The sequence below is a fragment of the Pseudomonas sp. E45-MNA-CIBAN-0222 genome, from assembly GCF_040310405.1.
GTDB lineage: Bacteria > Pseudomonadota > Gammaproteobacteria > Pseudomonadales > Pseudomonadaceae > Stutzerimonas > Stutzerimonas stutzeri_AC.
The window spans coordinates 1-23,649 of record NZ_JBEOPU010000002.1; the positions used below are offsets into that span (position 1 = coordinate 1).

The 23,649-nt window shown below is 62.8% G+C and carries 19 protein-coding genes and 1 tRNA gene; 5 read left to right on the top strand and 15 right to left on the bottom strand.

Annotated elements, in window-relative coordinates; genetic code table 11:
• Nucleotides 1–192 precede the first annotated feature (192 nt).
• Nucleotides 193–279: transfer RNA gene (locus AAEZ08_RS03075), tRNA-Leu, on the top strand.
• A gap of 169 nt (nucleotides 280–448) precedes the next feature.
• Here the strand turns inward: AAEZ08_RS03075 and AAEZ08_RS03080 are convergent.
• The 11 genes from AAEZ08_RS03080 to AAEZ08_RS03130 form a co-directional block, all read right to left on the bottom strand.
• Nucleotides 449–1,744 (bottom strand): adenylosuccinate synthase, encoded by a 1,296-nt coding sequence (locus AAEZ08_RS03080; RefSeq protein WP_500123694.1) that lies wholly within the window; start codon nucleotides 1,742–1,744, stop codon nucleotides 449–451.
• 87 nt (nucleotides 1,745–1,831) lie between these two features.
• Entirely contained in the window at nucleotides 1,832–3,019 is a 1,188-nt protein-coding gene (locus AAEZ08_RS03085; protein ID WP_058065087.1) for an ATP phosphoribosyltransferase regulatory subunit, read from the bottom strand.
• 283 nt (nucleotides 3,020–3,302) lie between these two features.
• Nucleotides 3,303–4,169: a protease modulator HflC gene (gene hflC, locus AAEZ08_RS03090; protein ID WP_003283101.1), complete on the bottom strand. Its 867-nt coding sequence runs from the start codon at nucleotides 4,167–4,169 to the stop codon at nucleotides 3,303–3,305.
• Complete coding sequence (hflK, locus tag AAEZ08_RS03095; protein ID WP_482694406.1) at nucleotides 4,169–5,350, bottom strand: FtsH protease activity modulator HflK; 1,182 nt, start codon at nucleotides 5,348–5,350, stop codon at nucleotides 4,169–4,171. The genes hflC and hflK overlap by 1 nt, the downstream gene beginning before the upstream one ends.
• Nucleotides 5,351–5,448: 98 nt before the next feature.
• Entirely contained in the window at nucleotides 5,449–6,750 is a 1,302-nt protein-coding gene (hflX, locus tag AAEZ08_RS03100; RefSeq protein ID WP_003283099.1) for a ribosome rescue GTPase HflX, read from the bottom strand.
• Nucleotides 6,751–6,761: 11 nt separating this feature from the next.
• A complete protein-coding gene (hfq, locus tag AAEZ08_RS03105; RefSeq protein ID WP_003283098.1) occupies nucleotides 6,762–7,016 on the bottom strand; it encodes an RNA chaperone Hfq in 255 nt (84 codons plus the stop codon).
• Between the two features lie 92 nt (nucleotides 7,017–7,108).
• On the bottom strand, nucleotides 7,109–8,080 hold the full coding sequence (gene miaA / locus AAEZ08_RS03110; RefSeq protein WP_003283096.1) for a tRNA (adenosine(37)-N6)-dimethylallyltransferase MiaA: 972 nt from the start codon (nucleotides 8,078–8,080) through the stop codon (nucleotides 7,109–7,111).
• Between the two features lie 82 nt (nucleotides 8,081–8,162).
• Complete coding sequence (mutL, locus tag AAEZ08_RS03115) at nucleotides 8,163–10,040, bottom strand: DNA mismatch repair endonuclease MutL (RefSeq protein WP_427702073.1); 1,878 nt, start codon at nucleotides 10,038–10,040, stop codon at nucleotides 8,163–8,165.
• Entirely contained in the window at nucleotides 10,037–11,464 is a 1,428-nt protein-coding gene (locus AAEZ08_RS03120; protein WP_202799056.1) for an N-acetylmuramoyl-L-alanine amidase, read from the bottom strand. The genes mutL and AAEZ08_RS03120 overlap by 4 nt, the downstream gene beginning before the upstream one ends.
• A 5-nt stretch (nucleotides 11,465–11,469) precedes the next feature.
• A complete protein-coding gene (tsaE, locus tag AAEZ08_RS03125) occupies nucleotides 11,470–11,940 on the bottom strand; it encodes a tRNA (adenosine(37)-N6)-threonylcarbamoyltransferase complex ATPase subunit type 1 TsaE (RefSeq protein WP_003283093.1) in 471 nt (156 codons plus the stop codon).
• Nucleotides 11,928–13,418 carry an NAD(P)H-hydrate dehydratase gene (locus AAEZ08_RS03130; protein WP_500123695.1) on the bottom strand — a complete coding sequence of 497 codons (1,491 nt, stop codon included), beginning with the start codon at nucleotides 13,416–13,418 and terminating at the stop codon, nucleotides 11,928–11,930. Before AAEZ08_RS03130 ends, tsaE begins: the two co-directional genes overlap by 13 nt.
• Nucleotides 13,419–13,492: 74 nt before the next feature.
• Here AAEZ08_RS03130 and queG point away from each other — a divergent pair, with 74 nt between their 5' ends.
• The gene (queG, locus tag AAEZ08_RS03135) at nucleotides 13,493–14,566 is read left to right on the top strand and encodes a tRNA epoxyqueuosine(34) reductase QueG (protein WP_500123696.1); all 1,074 of its coding nucleotides are present in this window, start codon (nucleotides 13,493–13,495) and stop codon (nucleotides 14,564–14,566) included.
• Nucleotides 14,567–14,587: 21 nt separating this feature from the next.
• Here queG and ftsH read toward each other — a convergent pair whose 3' ends face one another.
• The 4 genes from ftsH to mpl all read right to left on the bottom strand — a co-directional run bounded on the left by ftsH (nucleotide 14,588) and on the right by mpl (nucleotide 18,967).
• Entirely contained in the window at nucleotides 14,588–16,435 is a 1,848-nt protein-coding gene (gene ftsH / locus AAEZ08_RS03140; RefSeq protein WP_313525425.1) for an ATP-dependent zinc metalloprotease FtsH, read from the bottom strand.
• A gap of 88 nt (nucleotides 16,436–16,523) precedes the next feature.
• Nucleotides 16,524–16,814, bottom strand: a complete 291-nt coding sequence (locus AAEZ08_RS03145) for a YceK/YidQ family lipoprotein (protein WP_102821352.1) — start codon at nucleotides 16,812–16,814, stop codon at nucleotides 16,524–16,526.
• Nucleotide 16,815: 1 nt separating this feature from the next.
• Nucleotides 16,816–17,445 (bottom strand): flavin prenyltransferase UbiX, encoded by a 630-nt coding sequence (gene ubiX / locus AAEZ08_RS03150; protein ID WP_102821353.1) that lies wholly within the window; start codon nucleotides 17,443–17,445, stop codon nucleotides 16,816–16,818.
• A gap of 172 nt (nucleotides 17,446–17,617) precedes the next feature.
• On the bottom strand, nucleotides 17,618–18,967 hold the full coding sequence (mpl, locus tag AAEZ08_RS03155) for a UDP-N-acetylmuramate:L-alanyl-gamma-D-glutamyl-meso-diaminopimelate ligase (RefSeq protein ID WP_500123697.1): 1,350 nt from the start codon (nucleotides 18,965–18,967) through the stop codon (nucleotides 17,618–17,620).
• Between the two features lie 204 nt (nucleotides 18,968–19,171).
• Between mpl and yiaY the strand changes: the two genes are divergently transcribed.
• The 3 genes from yiaY (at nucleotide 19,172) to eat (ending at nucleotide 23,640) form a co-directional block, all read left to right on the top strand.
• A complete protein-coding gene (gene yiaY / locus AAEZ08_RS03160) occupies nucleotides 19,172–20,320 on the top strand; it encodes an L-threonine dehydrogenase (protein WP_313477315.1) in 1,149 nt (382 codons plus the stop codon).
• A 153-nt stretch (nucleotides 20,321–20,473) separates the two neighbouring features.
• Nucleotides 20,474–21,994, top strand: a complete 1,521-nt coding sequence (gene exaC, locus AAEZ08_RS03165) for an acetaldehyde dehydrogenase ExaC (protein ID WP_500123698.1) — start codon at nucleotides 20,474–20,476, stop codon at nucleotides 21,992–21,994.
• A gap of 197 nt (nucleotides 21,995–22,191) precedes the next feature.
• Nucleotides 22,192–23,640 (top strand): ethanolamine permease, encoded by a 1,449-nt coding sequence (eat, locus tag AAEZ08_RS03170; RefSeq protein WP_500123699.1) that lies wholly within the window; start codon nucleotides 22,192–22,194, stop codon nucleotides 23,638–23,640.
• The last annotated feature ends 9 nt before the right edge of the window (nucleotides 23,641–23,649 follow it).

Below are 23,649 nucleotides of genomic sequence, written 5' to 3' on the forward strand. Positions count from 1 at the left end.
CGGAATTGGTAGACGCACTAGGTTCAGGTCCTAGCGGTGGCAACACCGTGGAAGTTCGAGTCTTCTCCTGGGCACCATTTTCAAATGAAACCCGTCACGCAGTGGCGAGTGTCATGCAAGACGAAGAATGCCAACTTCGACCGATCCAATCGGTGAAATGGCAAAAAAGTCGGTGAGCGATCATCGCAATGTGCCCAGGTGGCGGAATTGGTAGACGCACTAGGTTCAGGTCCTAGCGGTGGCAACACCGTGGAAGTTCGAGTCTTCTCCTGGGCACCACTCTTCAAGAAAAAACCGAGCCTCTGGCTCGGTTTTTTCGTTTCAGCAACACTGAAACGATCAACCGAGACGCTCGCCGACCTCTGCCGAGCTGGAACCTGCCCCTCGCGCTTTTTTATAGCAAAAGACCGCCCGAAGGCGGCCTTTTGTATATTCCGCTACCGCCCTGTCAGGCGTACGGATGACGCAGCACGATGGTTTCGTTGCGATCCGGGCCAGTGGAAATGATGTCCACCGGCGCCTGGACCAACTCCTCAAGACGCTTGATATAGGCGCGAGCATTGGCAGGCAACTCATCGAGCGTCTTCGCACCAACGGTCGACTCGCTCCAGCCCGGCATATCTTCGTACACAGGCTGCAGGCCGTCGTAGCTATCGGCATCGGTGGGCGCATCTACCAACACATCGCCATTGCGATCCTTGTAGCCCACGCAGATACGGATGGTTTCCAGTCCGTCGAGCACGTCCAGCTTCGTCAGGCAGATCCCGGAAATGCTGTTGATCTCGATGGCGCGACGCAGGATCACCGCATCGAACCAACCACAACGACGTGCACGACCGGTCGTCGAACCGAACTCGTGACCGCGCTCGGCCAGGCGAGCCCCGATGTCGTCAAACAGCTCAGTTGGGAACGGACCGGAACCTACGCGCGTGGTATACGCCTTGGTGATACCCAGGATGTAATCCAGATAGAGTGGACCGAAGCCAGAACCCGTAGCAGTGCCACCAGCGGTGGTGCTGGAGCTGGTCACGTACGGGTAAGTGCCGTGATCGATATCCAGCAGCGAGCCCTGGGCCCCCTCGAACATGATGCAGGCGCCCTGCTTGCGCAGCTCATGCAGACGAGCCGTGACATCAGTGATAAGAGTCTTGAGGATTTCCGCATAACCGAGCGCTTCGTCGAGGGTCTTCTGGAAATCAACCGGCTCGACCTTGTAGAAGTTCTCCAACACGAAGTTGTGGTACTCAAGCAGCTCACGCAGCTTGACCGCGAAACGCTCGGGATTGAAAAGGTCGGCGATACGCAGACCGCGGCGCGCCACCTTATCTTCGTAGGCCGGGCCGATACCACGCCCAGTGGTGCCGATCTTGCCCTCCGAGCGGGAAGCTTCGCGCGCCTGATCCAGCGCCACGTGATAAGGCAGGATCAAGGTGCAGGAAGGACTGATGCGCAAGCGCTCACGCACCGGCACACCTTTTTCTTCCAGCTTAGTGATTTCACGCATTAGCGCATCGGGAGCGACCACTACGCCGTTGCCGATCAAGCACTGCACGTTGTCGCGCAGAATGCCGGACGGAATCAGGTGCAGCACGGTCTTCTCACCGTCGATGACCAGAGTGTGACCGGCATTGTGGCCGCCCTGGTAACGGACGACCGCAGCCGCCTGATCGGTCAGCAGATCGACGATCTTGCCCTTGCCCTCATCACCCCATTGGGTGCCCAGGACCACGACATTCTTACCCATAACCCTTTGTCCTCTTCGGCGAAGCATACCGGTCGCAACCGGCGATAATCGAAACCAGGCCAGCACCGCGGCGCGGCACCGTAACCATCAGGAAGCCAGCGAGGCTACCGTCCAGACACCATTACTTAGCAACAACTGTCGATCACAACCTAGCTGCGCGGCGTCGCTGTGCGACTGCCCATCAAGGGCCTGCACTACACGCTCCCCCTCGCGGCGCAGCTGACGGACGGCGCACCACAAACCAGGCTCGTCACCCTGAGGCGCCCAGATACCCGATACAGGCGCCGACAAATCCGCATTACCCAGACTGACCAGTGTCTTCAGATCCGTGGAGAAGCCCGTCGCCGGCCGAGCACGCCCGAAATCGGCGCCGATGTCGTCGTAGCGACCACCTTGAGCGATCGACTGCCCCACACCCGGCACGAACACCGCAAACACCGCACCAGTATGGTAGTGATAACCACGCAGTTCACCCAAATCGAAATACAGCGGCACGCCTGGGTAGCGCATTGAGAGCTGGTCCGCGATTGCCGTCAGTTCTTCGAGCGCCTTCTGCACATCGAGAGGTGCCTTAGCCAATGCGGCACGCGCCTCATCGAGCACTTGGCGACCGCCGCACAGCCTTGCCAGCGCACGCAGCATGCCAGCCAGCGCCGGATCGAGCGCGGCGGTCAGCTCAGCAATTTCATCCATCGCCTTGCGCTGTAGCGCATCGAAGAGACGCTGCTCGGCTTCACGACCCAGCGCCGCAGCCTTGGCCAGCCCCCGATAGATTCCGACATGCCCCAGATCCATGTGCAAGTCCGGCACATCGGCTAGCTCGAGCATGTCCAACATCAGACTGATCACCTCAATGTCACTGGAGGTAGACGCATCGCCGTACAGCTCAGCGCCCAGCTGGATTGGACTGCGCGAGGTGGACAAGGCCTGCGGCTTTGCATGCAGCACGCTACCGGCGTAGCAAAGGCGGCTAGGCCCATCACGACGCAGGGTGTGAGCGTCTACTCGCGCCACTTGCGGGGTGATGTCCGCACGCAACCCCATCTGCCGACCGGAGAGCGGATCGATGACCTTGAAGGTACGCAAATCCAGATCTTGCCCAGAGCCTGTTAGCAGCGACTCGAGAAACTCCACATGCGGGGTGATGACCAGCTCGTAGCCCCAGCGCTGGAACAAGTCCAGCACGCGCCGGCGTGCCGTTTCGATACGCGCCGCCTCTGGCGGCAGCACCTCTTCGATGCCATCTGGCAATAGCCAGCGGTCTACCGTTGCCATTCGCGAAATCACCTCTCGTTCCGGTAAGCCCAGACGAAAACCGCAGCAGCAGCCTTAGCTGGCCATCGGTCGCGTGCAGTTGTATTCGAATCATGGCATCCGAGCCACGCCCCTAAGGGGATCGGCATGACCACTGCATGCCTGGGATCGCCTGCAACCTCTGGGGCACAGACGCAAAAAAGCCGGGATTTTCCCGGCTCGCGGATCATAGCAATCTTTTCCCTACCGGTCACCCGACGACACTCTCGTGTCACCGGGAAACCCGCTGGGTCGCCATGAAGCGCTACTTGCTGCTTTCCAGATAGCGGAAGAAGTCGCTCTTGGCGTCAAGTACCAACACGTCTTCTTTGCTGGAGAAGCTTTCTCGGTAGGCCTGCAGGCTGCGATGGAATGCGTAGAATTCCTGGTCCTGCCCATACGCCGCAGCGTAGATCGAGGCAGCACGCGCATCACCGTCACCGCGCAGCTCTTCAGCCTCACGGAATGCCTCAGCCAGCAGTACTCGACGCTGACGATCAGCATCGGCACGGATGCCCTCGGCAAGCTCCTTACCCTTGGCACGGTGCTCACGAGCTTCACGCTCACGCTCGGAGCTCATGCGCTCGAACACGCTACGATTCACCTCGCGCGGAAGATCAATGCCCTTGACGCGAACGTCGACGACTTCAACACCCAACTCCTGCTGAACGGCGCGATTCAGGCTGGTGGTGACCTGAGCCATCAGCTCATCACGCTGACCAGACACCGATTCGTGCAGCGTGCGCTTACCGAACTGGTCGCGCAGAGCCGCCTCAAGACGACGAGCCAGACGCTCGTCGGCAATCTGCTTCACACCTGAGGTTGCGGTGTAAAAACGCTCGGCATCATCCACACGCCACTTGGCATAGGAGTCGACCATCAGTGCTTTCTTCTCCAGCGTAAGGAAGCGTGAAGTGGTCGTATCAAGCGTCAACAGTCGTGCATCGAACTTGCGCACCGAGTTCACGTACGGAATCTTCATGTGCAGACCTGGCTTCACGTCAGGCTCGACGATCCGACCGAAGCGCAACATAACAGCACGCTCTGTCTGAGAAACAATGTAGAAACTGTTCCACAAGACGATTGCCAGCACCACGCCCACGATAAGGGCCGTAAGGGATTTATTGCTCATCAGCGACTCTCCCTCGTACGAACTTCACGCGGATCCAGCTCCGGCGGCAAGCGAGTGCCCTGGGTCGCCGCACCAGACGCCACCCCCGCAGGAGCCGGCGTGCTTGCACCACGACTGTTGATCATCTTGTCCAGCGGCAGATAGAGCAGGTTCTGTCCACCATCGCCACTAACCATGACCTTGCTGGTATTGCTCATGACTTCCTGCATGGTTTCCAGATACAGACGCTCACGCGTCACATCCGGCGCCTTGCGGTACTCGGAGACGAGCTTGCTGAAGCGGTCCGCCTCACCCTGGGCACGAGAAATAACTGCATCGCGATAACCGCTGGCCTCTTCCAGCATCCGCTGGGCCTGACCACGAGCCTCGGGAATGACACCGTTGGCGTAGGATTCGGCCTGATTCTTCTCACGCTGCTCGTCTTCACGCGCGCGGATCACGTCATCGAACGCTTCCTGCACTTCACGAGGCGCCGCCGCGCTCTGCAGGTTGACCTGCGTCACGACGATACCGGTGCTGTAGTTGTCAAGGAACCGCTGCAAACGCTCCTTGACCTCACTGGCCATGACTTCACGACCTTCGGTGAGCACCTGATCCATGGCGGTCGAACCCACCACGTGGCGAACAGCACTGTCGGTGGCATGTTGCAAGCTCACCTCAGGCTGATCGACATTGAGCACGAAGGACTGCAGATTGCTGACCTTGTATTGAACAGTTAGCGGCACCTCGATGATGTTCTCATCTTCGGTGAGCATCTGACCCTGCTTGCTGTAGGAGCGCTCGCGAGTGACGTTTTCCTGGAACTTGCGATCGATCGGCGGGAAATAGATATTCAGGCCCGGACCGACAGTCTCGTGATACTTGCCGAAGCGCAGAACCACTGCCTGCTCCTGCTCGTCAACGATATAAATGGCATTGAACAGCCATACGGCCAGCAACACGACCAAGGCGACCCAGACCAAGCCGAAACCGCCACGCTTGCCACTGCCGCCGAAGCTGCCGCCACTGCCACGCTTCTTGCCACCGAACATGCCGTTCAGACTGTCCTGCAGTTTGCGGAAAGCTTCATCGAGATCCGGTGGGCCTTTCTGGTCGCCACCGCCACCGCGACGACCACCGCCACCACCACTTCCCCAGGGATCCTGGTTGTTCGAGTTGCCACCCGGCTCATTCCAAGCCATAGCGCTCTCCATTCTAATAAAGCTAAAGGCGCGCCCACGGCGCGCCCGCCAATGCTACAGAAAGCCCCGAACGACCGGCGAAATTGCCGGCCGAGGCTTTATTGCAAAGTGTGTTGCGCGATGAACTCATCCACGCGCAACCCTTCGCGACTGATCAAACGATTCAATTCGATTCGCGGCAGACGCACTTCCAGCAGACTGCCACCTTCTTCATCATGTGTCTCGCGCTGGACCGCACTGAGCTCGAAGAACTGCGCACGCAGTCGGCCGAGCCGCTGCGGCAAGCACAGGGTACCGACAAATAGATCATTACCCAGCAGCTCGGAGATCGCCTGGCGGACCAGGTCAAGGCCCAGCCCATCACGGGCAGATACCCATACACGCTGCGGGCGACCATCAGCGTCACGCTGGATTTGCGGCTCGATGCCTTCCATGAGGTCGACCTTGTTGTAAATCTCCAGCATCGGCAGCTCGTGCGCGCCGATCTCGCCCAGCACTGCAAGCACCTGCTCGATCTGTTGATCCCGTTCAGGCTCGTGCGCGTCGATGACATGCAGCAGAAGATCGGCGTTGCTCGACTCCTCGAGCGTCGCCCGGAACGACTCCACCAGCTTGTGCGGTAGATGGCGGATGAAGCCCACCGTATCAGCCAGAATCACTGGGCCGATATCATCCAGCTCAAGCCGACGCAGTGTAGGATCGAGCGTCGCAAACAGCTGATTGGCTGCATACACATCGGACTCGGTCAGCGCATTGAACAGCGTGGACTTGCCGGCGTTGGTATAACCGACCAGAGAAACGGAAGGGATATCGGCCCGACGACGGCCACGTCTAGCCTGCTCGCGCTGCCCGCGAACCTTCTCCAGGCGCTGCTTGATCTGCCGGATGCGCACACGCAACAGACGGCGGTCGGTTTCCAGCTGGGTTTCACCAGGGCCGCGCAGACCAATACCGCCTTTCTGCCGCTCCAAGTGAGTCCAACCTCGGACCAGGCGCGTGCTCATATGCTCAAGCTGCGCCAGCTCGACCTGCAGTTTGCCCTCATGGGTACGGGCGCGCTGGGCGAAGATATCCAGAATCAGGCCAGTACGATCCAGCACGCGACACTCAAGAGCACGCTCGAGATTGCGCTCCTGACTGGGCGTCAGCGTGTGATTGAAGATCACCAGTTCGGCCTCGCCATCCTTGACGAGATCATGCAGCTCATCGACCTTGCCGCTACCGATCAGGAACTTGGCGGATGGCTGATGCCGGGGCACGTTGACGAAGCCAACCGCCTCGGCACCAGCCGAGCGCGCCAGCTCCTGGAATTCCTGAGGGTCCTCGCGCGCCGCGGGATCCTGGCCATCCAGGTGCACCAGGATAGCCCGCTCCCCACCACCGGGACGTTCGAAGAACAAAGAAACCTACCTCAGTCGTTGCCCGACTCGGATTGCTCGGCATCACCGGCGGTCGGCAGGCGCACTGGGCGGCCCGGAACCACGGTGGAGATGGCGTGCTTGTAGACCATCTGGCTGACGGTATTTTTCAGAAGAATGACGAACTGGTCGAAGGACTCGATCTGACCCTGCAGCTTGATGCCGTTGACCAGATAGATGGAAACCGGGACGCGTTCCTTACGCAGTGTGTTGAGGTAAGGGTCTTGTAGCGAATGCCCTTTTGACATGTGCCGCACTCCTTAGAGGATCTGTTTTCATTAGTGTTCTAAAAGTACAACCGACGATCCACGTGTTGAGAATAGACGGTCAATTCGCAGTGTCAGCTCAATATGGAGAGCGATTGCAGGTATTTCAATGCGCGCGGCAGATTGTCGCGGGACAAACTGTCCAGCCAGTGTACCTCCCCCCAACTGCGCAACCAGGTGAACTGCCGTTTGGCCAGCTGCCGAGTTGCGATTATGCCGCGCTCCACCATTTCCTCTCGGGTCGATGATCCGTCCAGATATTCCCAGACCTGACGATAACCGACCGCACGCATCGACGGCATTCCGGGATGCAGATCACCGCGGCGCATCAGGGCTTCGACCTCTTCGACGAATCCCTGTTCAACCATGTGCCGGAAACGGCTCTCGATACGCTCGTGCAGGATATGGCGTTGCGCAGGGGCGATGCACAGTTGCGCGACAGTATAAGGCAAGACTCCTGAGCCTGGAGCGTCTGCGACGGCTTTTTGCGACCTTTGTCGGGCGCGGTGCTCGCTCATGGTCAATCCGCTGACGCGATACACCTCTAACGCCCGCACCAAGCGTTGCGGATCGTTGCGATGAATGCGCGCGGCGGATTCGGGATCGACCTGCGCCAGCTGATCGTGCAGCACCTGCAAACCTTCCGCTGCGGCCAGCGCCTCAAGCTCGGCGCGCACCGACGGGTCAGCCGCCGGCATGTCAGCGAGACCTTCCTGCAACGCCTTGAAATACAACATGGTTCCGCCAACCAGTAACGGGATACGGCCACCGGCGCTGATCTCGGCCATGGCTTCAAGGGCATCAGCGCTGAACTGCGCAGCGGAATAGCTCTCAGCCGGATCGAGGATATCCACCAGACGGTGCGGAAACTCGGCCAACACCTCAGCCGACGGCTTCGCGGTACCGATATCCATGCCGCGATAGACCAGCGCTGAATCAACGCTGATTAGCTCGCAGGGCAGCACACGCGCCAACTCCAGTGCAAGATCGGTCTTGCCCGAGGCAGTTGGACCCATGAGAAAGATGGCAGAAGGAAGGGCAGACATCAGCGAGCTCGACTGGCTTGGCCGCATAGTTTCCGGCGGTAGCCCCCCGGCTGCAAGCATGGCATGCAGCCAGCGAAAGCGTTCAGCGACCGCGCAGGAACAGCTTGTCCAGCTCGTCCATGCCCAGCTGCGTCCAGGTCGGGCGGCCATGGTTGCATTGCCCGCTGCGCTCGGTGTGCTCCATGTCGCGCAACAAGGCATTCATCTCCGGCAGCGTCAGTCGCCGATTGGCACGCACGGCGCCGTGGCAGGCCATGGTCGCCAGCAGCTCGTTGAGATGCGCCTGAATGCGGTCACTGGTGCCGTACTCCAGCAGATCCGCGAGCACGTCACGCACCAGCTGGGTGGCTTGCGCCTGCTTTAGCAGCGAAGGCGTCTGCCGGATCGCTAACGTCTCTGGCCCCAACCGCTGCAGTTCAAAACCTAATTTTTGGAACCACTGGCCGTGCTCTTCGGCACAGTCGGCCTCACGCTGACTGACCGCGATGGATTCGGGTACCAGCAGCGGCTGACCGCGCAGACCTTCACTGGCCATTGCGGTCTTCAGTCTCTCGTAGGTGATGCGCTCGTGGGCGGCGTGCATATCCACCAGAACCATGCCCTGGGCGCTCTCGGCGAGGATATAGACCCCCTTGAGCTGAGCCAGGGCATACCCCAATGGCGGCACGTCATCCTGGCTTGCCGGCAATGCAGCAGGACCGTTTTCAGGTAGCGGCGTGAAGAACTCGCGATAGGCGCCCTGGGCCTCGGCGGTGTAGCCAGCAGACGCAGGCCTTGGCGCCTGATAGCCGGCCCCAGCGCCGCGCCAAGCCGCCGCCTCGCCCTGCGGGCGCTCCAGAACGCTCGCAGCCAGGCTCATTTCGTTTTGCCCAGCGAACTCGCCAGCAGCCTGTCCTGATACCCGGGTCATTGGCGTGACATTGGCCGGCGCAGCCAGCTGATCTTCCGGTCGAACATCCCCTAAGGCGCGATGCAGCGTGCCGTAGAGGAAGTCATGCACCATGCGGCTGTCGCGGAAACGCACTTCGTGCTTGGTGGGGTGCACATTAACGTCCACCACCGCCGGATCAACATCGAGGAACAACACGAAGGTCGGGTGCCGGCCATTGAACAGCACATCGCGATAAGCCTGGCGCACGGCATGGGCTACCAGCTTGTCGCGCACCATGCGGCCGTTGACGTAGAAATATTGCAGATCTGCCTGGCTACGCGAGAAGGTTGGCAGTCCGACCCAGCCCCACAACCGCAACCCATTGCGCTCGATCTCAATGGGCAGTGCCTGCTCAAGAAACGCCGAGCCGCAAACCGCAGCCACCCGTCGTGCGCGCGCCGCGTCGTCGCCGGCCTGATGCAGCGCCAGCACCGCCTTGCCGTTATGCCGCAGATGGAAAGCGACGTCGAAACGCGCCAGCGCCAGGCGCTTGATCACTTCCTGCAAGTGATCGAATTCGGTCTTCTCGGTGCGCAGAAACTTGCGCCGCGCCGGTGTATTGAAGAACAGGTCGCGAACCTCCACGGAGGTGCCGACCGGATGCGCTGCAGGCTGCACGCGCGCTTCCATTTCACGGCCTTCGGTTTCCACCTGCCAGGCTTCGCTGGCGTCGGCGGTGCGCGAGGTCATGGTCAGACGCGAGACGGAACTGATTGAGGCCAGCGCCTCGCCACGAAAGCCGAGACTCATGACCCGCTCGAGATCCTCCAGGTCGCGAATCTTGCTGGTGGCATGACGAGCCAGGGCCAGCGGCAGATCGTCCGGCGGAATGCCGCAGCCATCGTCGCGCACGCGCAGCAGCTTGACCCCGCCCTGCTCGATATCCACGTCGATTCGCGTCGCCCCCGAATCGAGGCTGTTTTCCAACAGCTCCTTGATCACTGACGCTGGGCGCTCGACCACCTCCCCTGCGGCAATCTGGTTTGCCAGCCGCGGGCTGAGCAGCTGGATGCGTGGTGCGCCGGTCATGGCTGGGAGGCCAGCGTAGTCGCTGGAATGTTCAAGGTTTGACCGACTTTTATCACGTCGTTGCTCAGTTTGTTGGCACTGCGCAGCGCCGCGAGACTGACCTGATAGCGCTGGGCAAGCAGCGCCAGACTCTCTCCGGAGCGTACGACATGCTCACGTGGGCCGTTGGCAATCTTGCCCGAGTCACGCAGCCAGGCGATGTAAGTCCCTGGCGGCGGGTTTTCATGGAAGAACTGCCGCACGCCGCTATGTACGGAGCGCGCCAGAGCTTGCTGATGGCTGGCGGTCTGCAGCTTCTTGGCCTCGGAGGGGTTCGAAATGAAGCCCGTCTCCACCAGGATCGACGGGATGTCAGGCGACTTCAGCACCATGAACCCGGCTTGCTCCACACGGCTTTTATGAAGTCGAGTGATGCGCCCCATGTTGCTGAGCACCTTCTGCCCGACGTTGAGGCTGGAGGACAATGAGGCGGTCATCGACAAGTCCAGCAGCACTCCAGCGAGCATCTGGTCCTTGTCGCCCAGGCTGAGATTGCCCGCGCCACCGATCAGGTCCGAGCGGTTTTCGCTGTCGGCCAGCCAACGCGCAGTTTCCGAGGTAGCGCCGCGGTCGGACAGGGCAAACACCGAAGCGCCATACGCTGCAGTACGCGGCGCCGCATCCGCATGGATCGAAACAAACAGATCAGCGCCTTTCTTACGGGCAATCTCGGTACGCTTGCGTAACGGAATGAAGTAATCGCCCGTACGCACAAGCTCAGCACGGAAGCCTTTCTCGGCGTTGATCTGACGCTGCAGCTCCTTGGAAATCTGCAGTACCACATGTTTCTCGTAAACCTTGCCTGGCCCGATAGCACCGGGGTCCTCGCCACCATGTCCGGCGTCGATCGCGATCACGATGTCACGTTTTCCGCCAGGCGTTGCGGGCAGCTTTACTGCCGGCAGGGTGGGTGAGACCGGCGCGACCGGCGTGGACGGTGTAGCGGTGGCCGGCGGCAGGGTTGCTGTACGAGCAGCGGTGGCCTGATCGAACAGATCGACAACCAGGCGATGGCCGTACTGCTGATTGGGCGCAAGGCTGAAGCTCTTCGGCGAAACGGGCGCGTGCAGATCGACGACCACGCGCAGCGTATTGGCATCATGCTGGCCAGCGCGCAGGGCAGCGACCGGGGTGTTCTTCAGCGCAAGCTGGTCCAGTTGGGCCTTGAGGTTGGCACCGGTCACATCGATGACCAGCCGATCGGGCGCGGTGAGCGTGAAGATCTTGTGCTCGACCGGGCCGGACAGATCGAACACCAGGCGGGTGTTATCCGGCGCGCGCCATAGACGCACACTCTGCACATCGCTGGCCGCGAAAAGGTCCGCTGCCACGAGCAACAGCGCCAAGCCGCCAATCAGGGTGCGAATGCGCATACCCAAACCCATGTTATTCATAGTTCTCCGTCGGTCAGGGCGGCACACCAAGCTTCGCCCCGCACAGTGTGGGGCGACAGGCGCAGCGTACGGCCGGCCTCATGCGGCGTAATGGTAATGTCCATGTCGGCCTTTGGCAAAACGCCGGCACCGCGCTCCGGCCACTCGATGAGACACAAGGCGCTGCCTTCGAAATAGTCGCGAATGCCAAGAAACTCCAACTCCTCGGGATCGACCAGGCGATAGAGGTCGAAATGGAAAACCTGCACCTCACCCAGCTCGTAAGGCTCGACCAGGGTGAAGGTTGGGCTCTTGACCTTCCCTTCATGCCCGAAGCCGCGAATCAGCCCCCGCGACAGCGTGGTCTTGCCCGCACCGAGATCACCATGCAAATAAATGATGCCGCGCCCGCCGGTGGCCAGGGCAATGCGTGCGCCTACCTCCAGCATGGCAGCCTCGTCCGCGGCGTAGAGGTTCACTTCAGGCATGGAGACTGCTCCTCAAGCAACTGACGGATCACGGGAATCAGATCGCCGGCGGCTAGCCCCCGGCCTTGCTGGCCGATACGTTCGCCAGCGGCGGCATGCAGCCAGGCGCCCAGGCAGGCTGCATCGAATGGCGCAAGCCCCTGCGCCAGCACGGCACCGATCACCCCTGCCAGCACGTCACCGAGGCCGGCACTCGCCATCGCCGGATGGCCGCGATCACAGAGCGCCAGTCGGCCATTTGAATCGGCGATCAACGTACCCGCGCCCTTGAGCAGCGCCACACAAGCGTAGCGACGGGCCAGCGCACGCGCCGCAGCGGGGCGATCAGCCTGTATCTCGGCCACCGAGCATTGCAACAGACGCGCAGCCTCGCCCGGGTGCGGCGTGATTACGCCCGCTGCCGGCAATTCGATGCTGCCAGCCGCCAGCAGGTTAAGCGCATCGGCATCCCACACTTGGGGCGACTCATGTTGGGCCGCCAACGACAGCAGGCTACGCCCCCAGGGCGCCTGACCCATTCCAGGGCCGACCACCAATACATCGGCGCGCTCGACCAGCGCCGTCAGCGCATAAGTCGATTCGACGCCACTGCACATGATTTCCGGGCGGCGCACCAGCGAAGCGGTGACATGCTCTGGGCGTGTTGCCAGCGTCACCATGCCCGCACCGCAGCGCAATGCCGCCTCGGCGCTAAGCAGTGCGGCGCCGCCAGTTCCCAGATCGCCGCCAATCACCAGCACCTGTCCGAAGCTGCCCTTGTGCGCTACTGGCGAGCGCGGCGCGACACGTATGAGCGAGCCGTGGTCCAGGCGCACGGCCTCGCTCGCCACCTGCGCGACGATCGCCGGATCGGCCTGCAGATCGTCGAACACCAGGGTGCCGACGCGATCAGGACCGTCGGCGGTAAACAGGCCGAGCTTGAGGCCGGTAAAGGTAACACTGATGTCGGCACGCACCGCATGGCCCAGCACCCGCCCGCTGTTCGCACACAGACCGGACGGCAGATCGATGGCCAGCACCGGCAATTCGCTGGCATTGATCGCCTCGATCGCGGCGACATAGGGCTCGCGCACGTCACCGGCAATGCCGGTGCCCAGCAGCGCATCCACCAGCACGCCCTGCAGCGGCGCCTCGGAGTGCCAGCGCTCGACGGCCACGCCGCTTGCCCGTGCCTCGGCCAGGGCCTGCGCGGCATCGCCTTGCAGCGTTTGCGGATCGCCCACCGCCAGCACCCGAACCTGCCAGCCGGCGCGCTGCGCCAGCGCTGCCAACAGGTAACCATCGCCGGCGTTATTGCCACGTCCGGCCAGCACGGTGACGGCACCCGCATCAGGCCAGCGTCGGCGCAACGCGCGCCAGGCAGTATGGCCGGCACGCTGCATAAGCTCGAAACCGGGAGTGCCGCCGGCAATCAGGTGCGCATCGAGTTCGCGCACCTGTGCGGCGGTATACAGAGCGACTGGCAGGGAATCGGTCATCGGTGCAGGGATCATCGCGGCAGAATGTCTGGCAGAATTATACGCACCCGCCCGCCAAGCCGCCCTACTCTCCGATGTCCGACCCAGCCCTCGATCCAGCCGCCCTCGCCCAGTCCATCAAGGAGTGGGGCCGTGAGCTCGGCTTTCAGCAGGTCGGCATTACCGATGTTGACCTCGGCGAGCACGAAGCGCACCTGGAGGCCTGGCTGCAAGCCGGTTATCAGGGCGAGATGGATTACATGGCCGCCCATGGCAGCAAGCGATCCCGACCGGACGAGCTGGTCCCCGGCACGCTCAGAGTGATCTCGCTGCGCATGGACTACCTGCCCGGCGACACGCGCATGACGCAGCAGCTCGCAAGCCCGGAGAAGGCCTACGTGTCGCGCTATGCGCTGGGCCGCGATTACCACAAGCTGATCCGCAAACGCATCCAGCAACTGGCCGAGCGCATTCAGCAGACGGTTGGCCCATTCTGCTTTCGCGCCTTCGTCGACAGCGCACCGGTGCTGGAGAAGGCCGCCGGGCAGCAGGCCGGGCTCGGCTGGATCGGCAAGAACACCCTGCTGCTCAACCGCAAGGCCGGCAGCTGGTTCTTTCTCGGCGAATTGTTCGTCGATATCGCGCTGCCGGTCGACAAGCCAACGACCCGCGATCACTGCGGTAGCTGCCACGCCTGCCTGGACGTCTGCCCCACCGAGGCTTTCGTCGGCGAACGGCTGCTGGATGCGCGGCGCTGCATTTCCTATCTCACCATCGAGCTGAAAGGTGCGATCCCCATCGAACTGCGCGACAAGATCGGCAACCGCGTATTCGGCTGCGACGATTGCCAGATCGTCTGCCCGTGGAACCGTTTCGCCCGCCCCACCGAGCAAAGCGACTTCCAGCCGCGCCACAGCCTGGACAACGCCGATCTGGCAACGCTGTTCCGCTGGACAGAAGAAGAATTTCTCAGCCGCACCGAGGGCTCACCGCTGCGGCGCGCCGGTTACCAGCGATGGCTACGCAATCTCGCGGTCGGCCTGGGCAATGCGCCGTCGAGCATCCCGGTGCTGGAAGCGCTCCAGGCGCGCCGCGACGACCCGTCGGAGCTGGTGCGCGAGCATGTCGAATGGGCGCTGGCGAAGCATGCCCAGCGCCAGCCCGACTGACTCACCAGCCCTGAGGCCCCATCAGGCCTGAGGGGATGTCTGCGCCGGATCACTGGTCGGAGCAGCGCTGAGCTCACGCAGCTGCTCGGCATCCAGAGTCTCCTGCTGTAGCAAACGCCGCGCGCACCGCTCGAGCAATTCATGTCGTTCTTCAAGCAACCCCAGGCTGCGCTGGAATGCAGACTGCACCAGCTCCTGCACTTCCTCATCGATAGCGGTTGCCGTGCTCTCCGCATAGTCGTGTTGCGGCTTGAGGCCGAGCATCGCCTCGTTGCCAAGGAACGAGTTCGGCTCACGCTCCAGCGCCAGATGCCCGAGACGCTTGGACATGCCGTAACGGGTGACCATGGCCCGGGCGATATCGGTGACCTTGGCCAGATCGTCCGCGGCGCCGGTGGACAGATGCGCATACACCAGCCACTCCGCCGCACGCCCGCCGAGCAATACAGCCATCTTGTTTTCCAGCTCGTCGCGGGTCATCAGGAAGCGATCCTCGATGGGGCGCTGGATGGTGTAACCCAGCGCGCCCATGCCGCGCGGAATGATCGACACCTTGTGCACCGGATCGACCCCCGGCAGCGCCATGGCCACTAGCGCATGGCCCATCTCGTGATAGGCGACGATCTCGCGTTCGCGCGGGTTGAGCAGGCGGTTGCGCTTCTCCAGCCCGGCGATGATCCGCTCGATGGCCGCGGTGAAGTCTTCCATGGCCACCGCTTCGGCATTGCGCCGGGTCGCCAGCAGCGTCGCCTCATTGACCAGATTGGCCAGATCGGCACCGGTAAAGCCCGGCGTCAGCGCGGCGATGGCCTGCGGGTCGACATCGATACCCAGACGCGACTTCTTCAGGTGCACATTGAGAATCTGCACCCGCCCGACCTTGTCCGGCCGATCGACCAGCACCTGGCGGTCGAAACGGCCGGCGCGGAGCAGCGCCGGGTCGAGAATTTCCGGGCGGTTGGTGGCCGCCAGCAGGACCAATCCGCTGGAGGTATCGAAGCCGTCCATCTCCACCAGCAGCTGGTTGAGCGTCTGCTCCTTCTCGTCATGCCCGCCGGACAATGGTCCGGCGCCGCGGGCGCGGCCGAGGGCATCCAGTTCGTCGATGAAGATGATCGCTGGCGCCTGGGCCCGCGCCTGTTCGAAGAGATCGCGCACCCGCGCGGCACCGACGCCGACGAACATCTCGACGAACTCGGAGCCGGAAATGGAGAAGAACGGCACTTTTGCCTCGCCGGCCACGGCCCGCGCCAGCAGCGTCTTGCCTGTGCCCGGGGGCCCGACCAGCAGCACGCCTTTCGGCATGCGCCCGCCGAGACGACCGTACGTCTGCGGGTCGCGGAGGAACTCGATGATCTCCTTGAGCTCGTCCTTGGCCTCGTCGACCCCGGCAACATCGGCGAAGCTCACCTTCATGTCGGTCTCGACGTAGACACGCGCCTTGCTCTTGCCGATCTGCATCATGCCGCCGCCGCCCAGGCCGCTGCCGATGCGCTTGAGCAGGAACAGCCAGATGCCGAAGAAGAGCATGGCCGGCACGATCCACGACAGCAGGTCACGCACCAGCGTGCTTTCCACCTTACCGGTGTAGCGCACCGGGTACTGCTGCAGATGCTCGGCCAACTGCGGTTCGACGCGATTGCTGATGAACCGCCGCTGACCGCTGGCCAGCGGCTCCTTGAGCAGGCCCTCGATGCGTCGCTCGGTGATCGCCAGCTCTTCGACGCGGCCCTCCTTGAGGTGCTGCTCGAACTCGCTGTAGGGGATGGTCGCCACCTCCTGCTGGATCGACAGCAGGTACTGCAGGCCGAGAAACACCAGAATGGCGATCATCCAGTAATTCATGTGGAACTGAGTTCGGTCTTTCACACCTGTTCTCCTTGTGCCGCAGACGGGGAAATTATGCCTGCTGCACGGGAGGCCAGCCTGAACCCAGATCAGTAATAAGGCGCGCCGCTCAAAGACCGCCGCGCACGCCGAGGCCGACACCCAACTCCGCCGCCACGGCGAAGGGCAGCAGCAGCGTATCCACCAGGGCGCTGGCGGGCAGATCCAGCGCGGCATATTTCGGCGGCATGGCACCGAATCGATCCACGGGGCAGCAGCCGCCGTTGAGGCTGTACCAGTCCAGGCGCGTGCCGGAATAAATGATCGGCGCGCCAGGCTTGGCGGCGTCCAACGTGCGCACGCTGGCACAGCCGCCGAGCAGGCTCAGCGTCGCCAGGACTAGCAGCGCTCGGCCGAGCATGTCAGTCGTCGCTGACGATATGGTGCTCACCCCAGCGCGGCAGCATGTCCTGCGGGATGTTGAGCAGATTGAGGATGCGCGCGACGACGAAATCGACCAGGTCGTCGATGGTCTGCGGCTGATGATAGAAGCCTGGCGAGGCCGGCAGGATGGTTACGCCAAGGTTGGACAGCTTGAGCATGTTCTCCAGGTGGATGCTCGAATACGGCGCCTCGCGCGGGACCAGGATCAGCTGGCGGCGCTCCTTGAGGGCAACGTCGGCGGCACGCTCAATCAGGTTGTTGCAGGCGCCGGTGGCAATTGCCGACAGCGTGCCAGTGGAGCAAGGCACCACCACCATGGAGGTCGGTGCACCGGAGCCGGAGGCCGGTGGCGCCATCCAGTCCTCCTTGGCGAACACGCGGATCTGCCCGGCGGCGGCACCGGTGTATTCCGAGAGGAATGCCTGCATCGCCTGCGGCTTGGCCGGCAGCACCACGTCAGTCTCGGTGGCCATGACCAGCTGCGCGGCCTTGGAGATCAGGAAGTGCACCTCGCGGTCTTCCTGGATCAGGCAATCGAGCAGGCGCAAACCATACTGCGCGCCGGAGGCGCCGGTCATGGCCAGGGTGATGCGTTCCGGTCCGCTCATGTATCTGCTCCCTTTGTAGCCGCTTGGTCGTGTTCGGGTAGGCTGAAGCGGAACGCCGCCCGACCCACCCTGCTTGCTGATGCGATCCGCGTGGAAATGCCTTCGGCGATTTCCACCCTGCCCACGGTCATCGTCGGGTGGAAAACCGCGAAGCGTTTTCCACCTTGAGCAATCAGCTCAACGCCTCGGCCAGCTTGTTGTGCAACCCGCCAAAACCACCGTTGCTCATCACCACCACTTGGGTGCCCGGCACGGCGTCAGCTTTCACCTTGGCGATGATCGCCTCCAGCGAATCGCAAACGGTGGTCGGCACCGGCGAGCCGGCGACGGTTGCGGCCAGATCCCAGCCAAGATTGGCGGGTGCGTACCAGATCGCCTGGTTGGCCAGCGCCACGGATTCAGCCAGGCCCTCGCGGTGTGCGCCCAGCTTCATCGAGTTGGAGCGTGGCTCGATCACCGCGATGATCGGCGTATCGCCCACACGCTTGCGCAAGCCGTCGAGCGTGGTGGCGATGGCGGTCGGGTGATGGGCGAAGTCATCGTAGATGGTCACGCCATTGACCTCGGCGACCTTCTCCATGCGTCGCTTGACGCTTAGGAACTCGCTCAGCGCCTCGGCGCCCTGCTTTGGCAGCACGCCGACATGTCGTGCCGCCGCCAGCGTGGCCAGCGCGTTGTTGACGTTGTGCTGGCCGGTCAGCGCCCATTCCACCACGCCTTGTACGGCGCCATCGAAGATCACCTCAAAACGCGAACCGTCGGCGCTGAGCAGCTTGGCCTGCCACTCGCCGCCGTCACCGGTGGTCTGCACTGGCGTCCAGCAACCCATGCCGATCACGCGCTTGAGCGCGGTCTCCGACTCGGGATGGATGACCAGCCCTTCGCTCGGCACGGTACGCACAAGATGGTGAAACTGCCGCTCGATAGCCGCGAGATCCGGAAAAATGTCCGCGTGATCGAATTCGAGATTGTTCAGGATTGCCGTGCGCGGGCGGTAATGGACGAATTTGCTGCGCTTGTCGAAGAAGGCACTGTCGTACTCGTCGGCCTCGACTACGAAGAACGGAGTGCCACCCAGGCGCGCGGAGATGCCGAAGTTCTGCGGAACCCCACCGATGAGGAACCCCGGGCTCATGCCCGCGTGCTCCAGTACCCAGGCGAGCATGCTGCTGGTGGTGGTCTTGCCATGGGTGCCAGCCGCGGCTAGGACCCAGCGCCCCTGCAGCACATGATCGGCCAGCCACTGCGGGCCGGAGACATAGGGCAGACCCTTGTTCAGCACGTACTCCACGGCAGGGTTGCCACGCGACAGCGCATTGCCGATCACCACCAGATCCGGCGCCGGCTCGAGCTGGCTCGGCTCGTAGCCCTGGGTCAACTCGATGCCCTGGGCTTCGAGCTGGGTGCTCATCGGTGGATAGACGTTGGCGTCGGAGCCGGTGACGCGATGCCCGAGCTCCTTGGCCAGCACCGCAAGCGACCCCATGAAGGTGCCGCAGATGCCGAGAATATGGATATGCATGGATGCCCTCAAAACCGGTGAGACCCACTGAAAACTGCGGCGCAGGTTAGCACAGCAGGCCATCCCAGCCGACCAGGCGCCGTTAGTCAGACGCAGGGCCGAAACGCGACTGATCGGTCACCTTCTTGAGCCAGATCATTTCGCCCCCCGGTCCAGATGCGATGCTGCAAGTACCACTTTCAGACAATCACAAGGGAATTCTCCATGAGCAGCACCTTCTTCATCCCCGCAGTGAACATGATGGGCGCCGGTAGCCTCGATGAGGCGATGGTCGCTATCGCCAACTACGGCTTTCGCAAAGCGCTGATCGTCACCGACGTTGGACTGGCACGCGCTGGAGTCGCCGAAAAGGTTGCCGCGCTGCTGGCCACCCAGGACATCCAATCGGTCGTATTCGATGGCGCCCAACCCAACCCAACCGTCGGCAACGTTGAAAAGGGCCTGGCCCAGCTACGCGACAGCGCTTGCGATTTCATCATCTCCCTCGGCGGTGGCTCGCCCCATGACTGCGCCAAGGGCATCGCCCTGTGCGCGACCAATGGCGGACAGATCGCCGACTACGAGGGCGTGGACCGCTCGGCCAAACCACAAATGCCACTGGTAGCGATCAATACCACCGCCGGCACCGCCAGCGAGATGACGCGCTTTTGCATCATCACCGACGAAACCCGTCACGTGAAAATGGCCATCGTCGACCGCAACGTCACACCGCTGCTGTCGGTGAACGACCCGGCACTGATGGTCGCAATGCCCAAGGGACTGACCGCAGCCACCGGGATGGATGCGCTCACCCACGCGGTTGAGGCCTATGTCTCGACCGCCGCCACGCCGATCACCGACGCCTGCGCGCTCAAGGCCATCGAGCTGATCTCGATAAATCTGCGTACCGCCGTCGAGAACGGCAGCGACATGCCCGCCCGCGAAAACATGGCCTACGCGCAGTTCCTCGCTGGCATGGCGTTCAACAACGCCTCGCTGGGCTACGTGCACGCCATGGCTCACCAGCTCGGCGGCTTCTACGATCTGCCGCACGGCGTCTGCAACGCCGTACTGCTGCCCCACGTGGAGAGCTACAACGCCAGCGTCTGCCCCGAACGCCTGCGCGACGTTGCAACCGCGATGGGCGTGGAGACCCGCGGACTTGACGCCGCGCAGGGTGCCGAAGCCGCACTCGTGGCAATCCGTACCCTGTCGCAGGCAATCGGCATTCCGGGCGGCCTGGCCGAGCTTGGCGCCAAGGCCGATGACATCCCGACGCTGGCCGCCAACGCCATGAACGATGCCTGCGGCCTGACCAACCCGCGCCGCGCCACGCAAGAGGAAATCGAAGCGATCTTCCATAGCGCCCTCTGAGCCCCTGGGCCGGGGCTTCTGCCCCGGCCCGACCGCGCGGCAGCGCTCGCTATGCCGCCACGAAAAGCGCCCCTGGCCACCGCGACAGTATTCAAGTCGTGATCTACGCTTTATGCAGCGAATCTCCATCCAAGAACAAATTGGAGCCCCCCCATGATCTACACACCTCCCGGCACCGAAGGTGCCCTCGTTACCCTCAAGGCCCGCTACGGCAACTTCATCAATGGCGAGTTCGTCGAACCCGTCAACGGGCAGTATTTCACCAACCTGTCTCCGGTTAACGGACAGCCGATTGCCGAATTCCCCCGCTCCGACGCCGCCGACATCGAAAAGGCCCTGGACGCCGCCCATGCCGCTGCCGACGCCTGGGGCAAGACCAGCGTGCAGGCGCGCTCGCTGATCCTGTTGCAGATCGCCGACCGCATCGAGCAGAACCTGGAGATGCTCGCCGTCACCGAAACCTGGGACAACGGCAAGGCGGTGCGCGAGACGCTGAACGCGGATATCCCGCTGGCCGCCGACCACTTCCGCTACTTCGCCGGTTGCATCCGTGCCCAGGAAGGCACCAGCGCCGAGATCGACGAACACACCGCGGCCTACCATTTCCACGAGCCGCTGGGCGTGGTCGGGCAGATCATCCCGTGGAACTTCCCGATCCTGATGGCCGCCTGGAAGCTCGCCCCGGCGCTGGCCGCGGGCAACTGCATCGTGCTCAAGCCGGCCGAGCAGACCCCACTGGGTATCAGCGTACTGATGGAGGTCATCGGCGACCTGCTGCCCCCGGGCGTGCTCAACGTCGTACAGGGCTATGGCCGTGAAGCCGGCGAAGCCCTGGCCTCGAGCAAGCGCATCGCCAAGATCGCCTTCACCGGCTCCACCCCGGTGGGCTCGCACATCATGAAGCGCGCCGCGGAAAGCATCATCCCGAGCACCGTGGAGCTGGGTGGCAAGAGCCCGAACATCTACTTCGAAGACATCATGCAGGCCGAACCGACCTTCATCGAGAAAGCCGCCGAAGGCCTGGTGCTGGGCTTCTTCAACCAGGGCGAGGTGTGCACCTGTCCGTCCCGCGCACTGGTGCAGGAGTCGATCTACGCGCCGTTCATGGAAGCGGTGATGAAAAAGGTCGCGCAGATCAAACGCGGCGACCCGCTGGACACCGAGACCATGGTCGGCGCCCAGGCCAGCCAGCAGCAGTTCGACAAGATCCTGTCCTACCTGGAAATCGCCAAGGGCGAAGGTGCGGAGGTACTGACCGGCGGCGCCGCTGAAAAACTCGAAGGCTCACTGGCGACCGGCTATTACATCCAACCGACCCTGCTCAAGGGCACCAACGAGATGCGCGTGTTCCAGGAGGAAATCTTCGGCCCGGTGATCGGCGTCACCACCTTCAAGGACGAGGCCGAGGCGCTGGCCATCGCCAACGACACCGAATACGGCCTCGGCGCCGGCGTCTGGACCCGCGACATCAACCGCGCCTACCGCATGGGCCGGGCGATCAAGGCCGGGCGTGTGTGGACCAACTGCTACCACCTCTATCCGGCCCATGCCGCGTTCGGTGGTTACAAGAAGTCCGGCGTAGGTCGCGAAACCCACAAGATGATCCTCGACAGCTACCAGCAGACCAAGAACCTGCTGATCAGCTACGACATCAACCCACTGGGCTTCTTCTGATGGATCGGCGCGGGTGGCACACGCCACCCGTGCCTTGAACAAGACACCTGCCGGGCTCCGCCGTGGTGCTGTGGAGCACGCAAAAGGTGCGTTCCTGCTGAACTTGGCTGACAAATCACTGCAAACAACCCGTTTGTAGCGTGGGGCATGACGCTTGCTAGGGAGAGACTTGCCAACCTATCCAAGAGGATTCCCCCATGGCTCTCGAACACAGCCGTTCAACGCCACCGCACCATGCAATCGATTTCGAAACCGTTGGCAGTAGCTATTTCCAGGAACGCGAACTGAAGAAAGGCGCCGCCGGCTGGGTGCTGCTGGTCGGCCTCGGCGTCGCCTACGTCATCTCCGGCGACTATGCCGGCTGGAACTTCGGCCTCGCCCAGGGTGGTTGGGGCGGGCTGTTCATCGCCACGTTGCTGATGGCGACCATGTACCTGTGCATGTGTTTCTCGCTGGCCGAGCTGTCCTCGATGGTCCCGACCGCGGGCGGCGGCTACGGTTTTGCCCGCACCGCGTTCGGCCCGCTGGGCGGCTTTCTCACCGGCACGGCGATCCTCATCGAATACGCCATCGCGCCGGCGGCCATCGCCGTATTCATCGGCGCCTATTGCGAATCGCTGTTCGGCATCGGCGGCTGGGCGATCTACCTCGTCTTCTACATCGTCTTCATCGGCATCCATATCTTCGGCGTCGGCGAGGCGCTGAAGCTGATGTTCATCATCACCGCCGTCGCCGCCCTGGCGCTGGCCGTGTTCATCGTCGCGATGGTGCCGCACTTCTCGGTGGACAAGCTGCTCGATATCGCGCCGACCACCGCTGCCGGTGCCAGCAACTTCCTGCCCTACGGCTACGTCGGCATCTGGGCGGCGATTCCCTACGCGATCTGGTTCTTCCTCGCTGTGGAAGGCGTGCCGCTGGCCGCCGAGGAAACCAAGAACCCGCAGCGCGACATGCCACGCGGGCTGATCGGCGCCATGCTGATACTGGTCGCCTTTGCCGGCCTGATCTTGCTGGTCGGCCCAGGCGGCGCCGGCTCCAGCACCCTGGTGGCATCCGGCAACCCGCTGGTGGAAGCACTGACCACGGCGTACGGTTCGTCCACCTGGATGAGCGGCTTCGTCAATCTGGTCGGCCTGGCCGGGCTGATCGCCAGCTTCTTCTCGATCATCTACGCCTATTCACGGCAGATCTTCGCGCTGTCGCGGGCCGGCTATCTGCCGCGCAAGCTATCGCTGACCAACAAGAACAAGGCGCCGGTGCTGGCCCTGGTGATTCCCGGTGTGATCGGTTTCCTGCTGTCGCTGACCGGCCAGGGCGACCTGCTGATCCTCGTCGCGGTGTTCGGCGCGACCATCTCCTACGTCTTGATGATGGCCTCGCACATCGTCCTGCGCCTGCGCCGGCCAGACCTACATCGCCCGTACAAGACACCCGGCGGCATCGTCACCTCGGGCGTGGCGCTGGTGCTGGCCTGCATAGCGGTCATCGCGGGTTTCCTGGTCGATCCGCGGGTGGTGATCGGCGCCGCGATCATCTACGGGATCTTCATCGCCTATTTCGCGATCTACAGTCGACACCATCTGGTGGCCGGCACGCCGGAAGAGGAATTTGCGGCGATCGAGCAGGCCGAGGCCACACTCAAGTAGGGAGAGCAG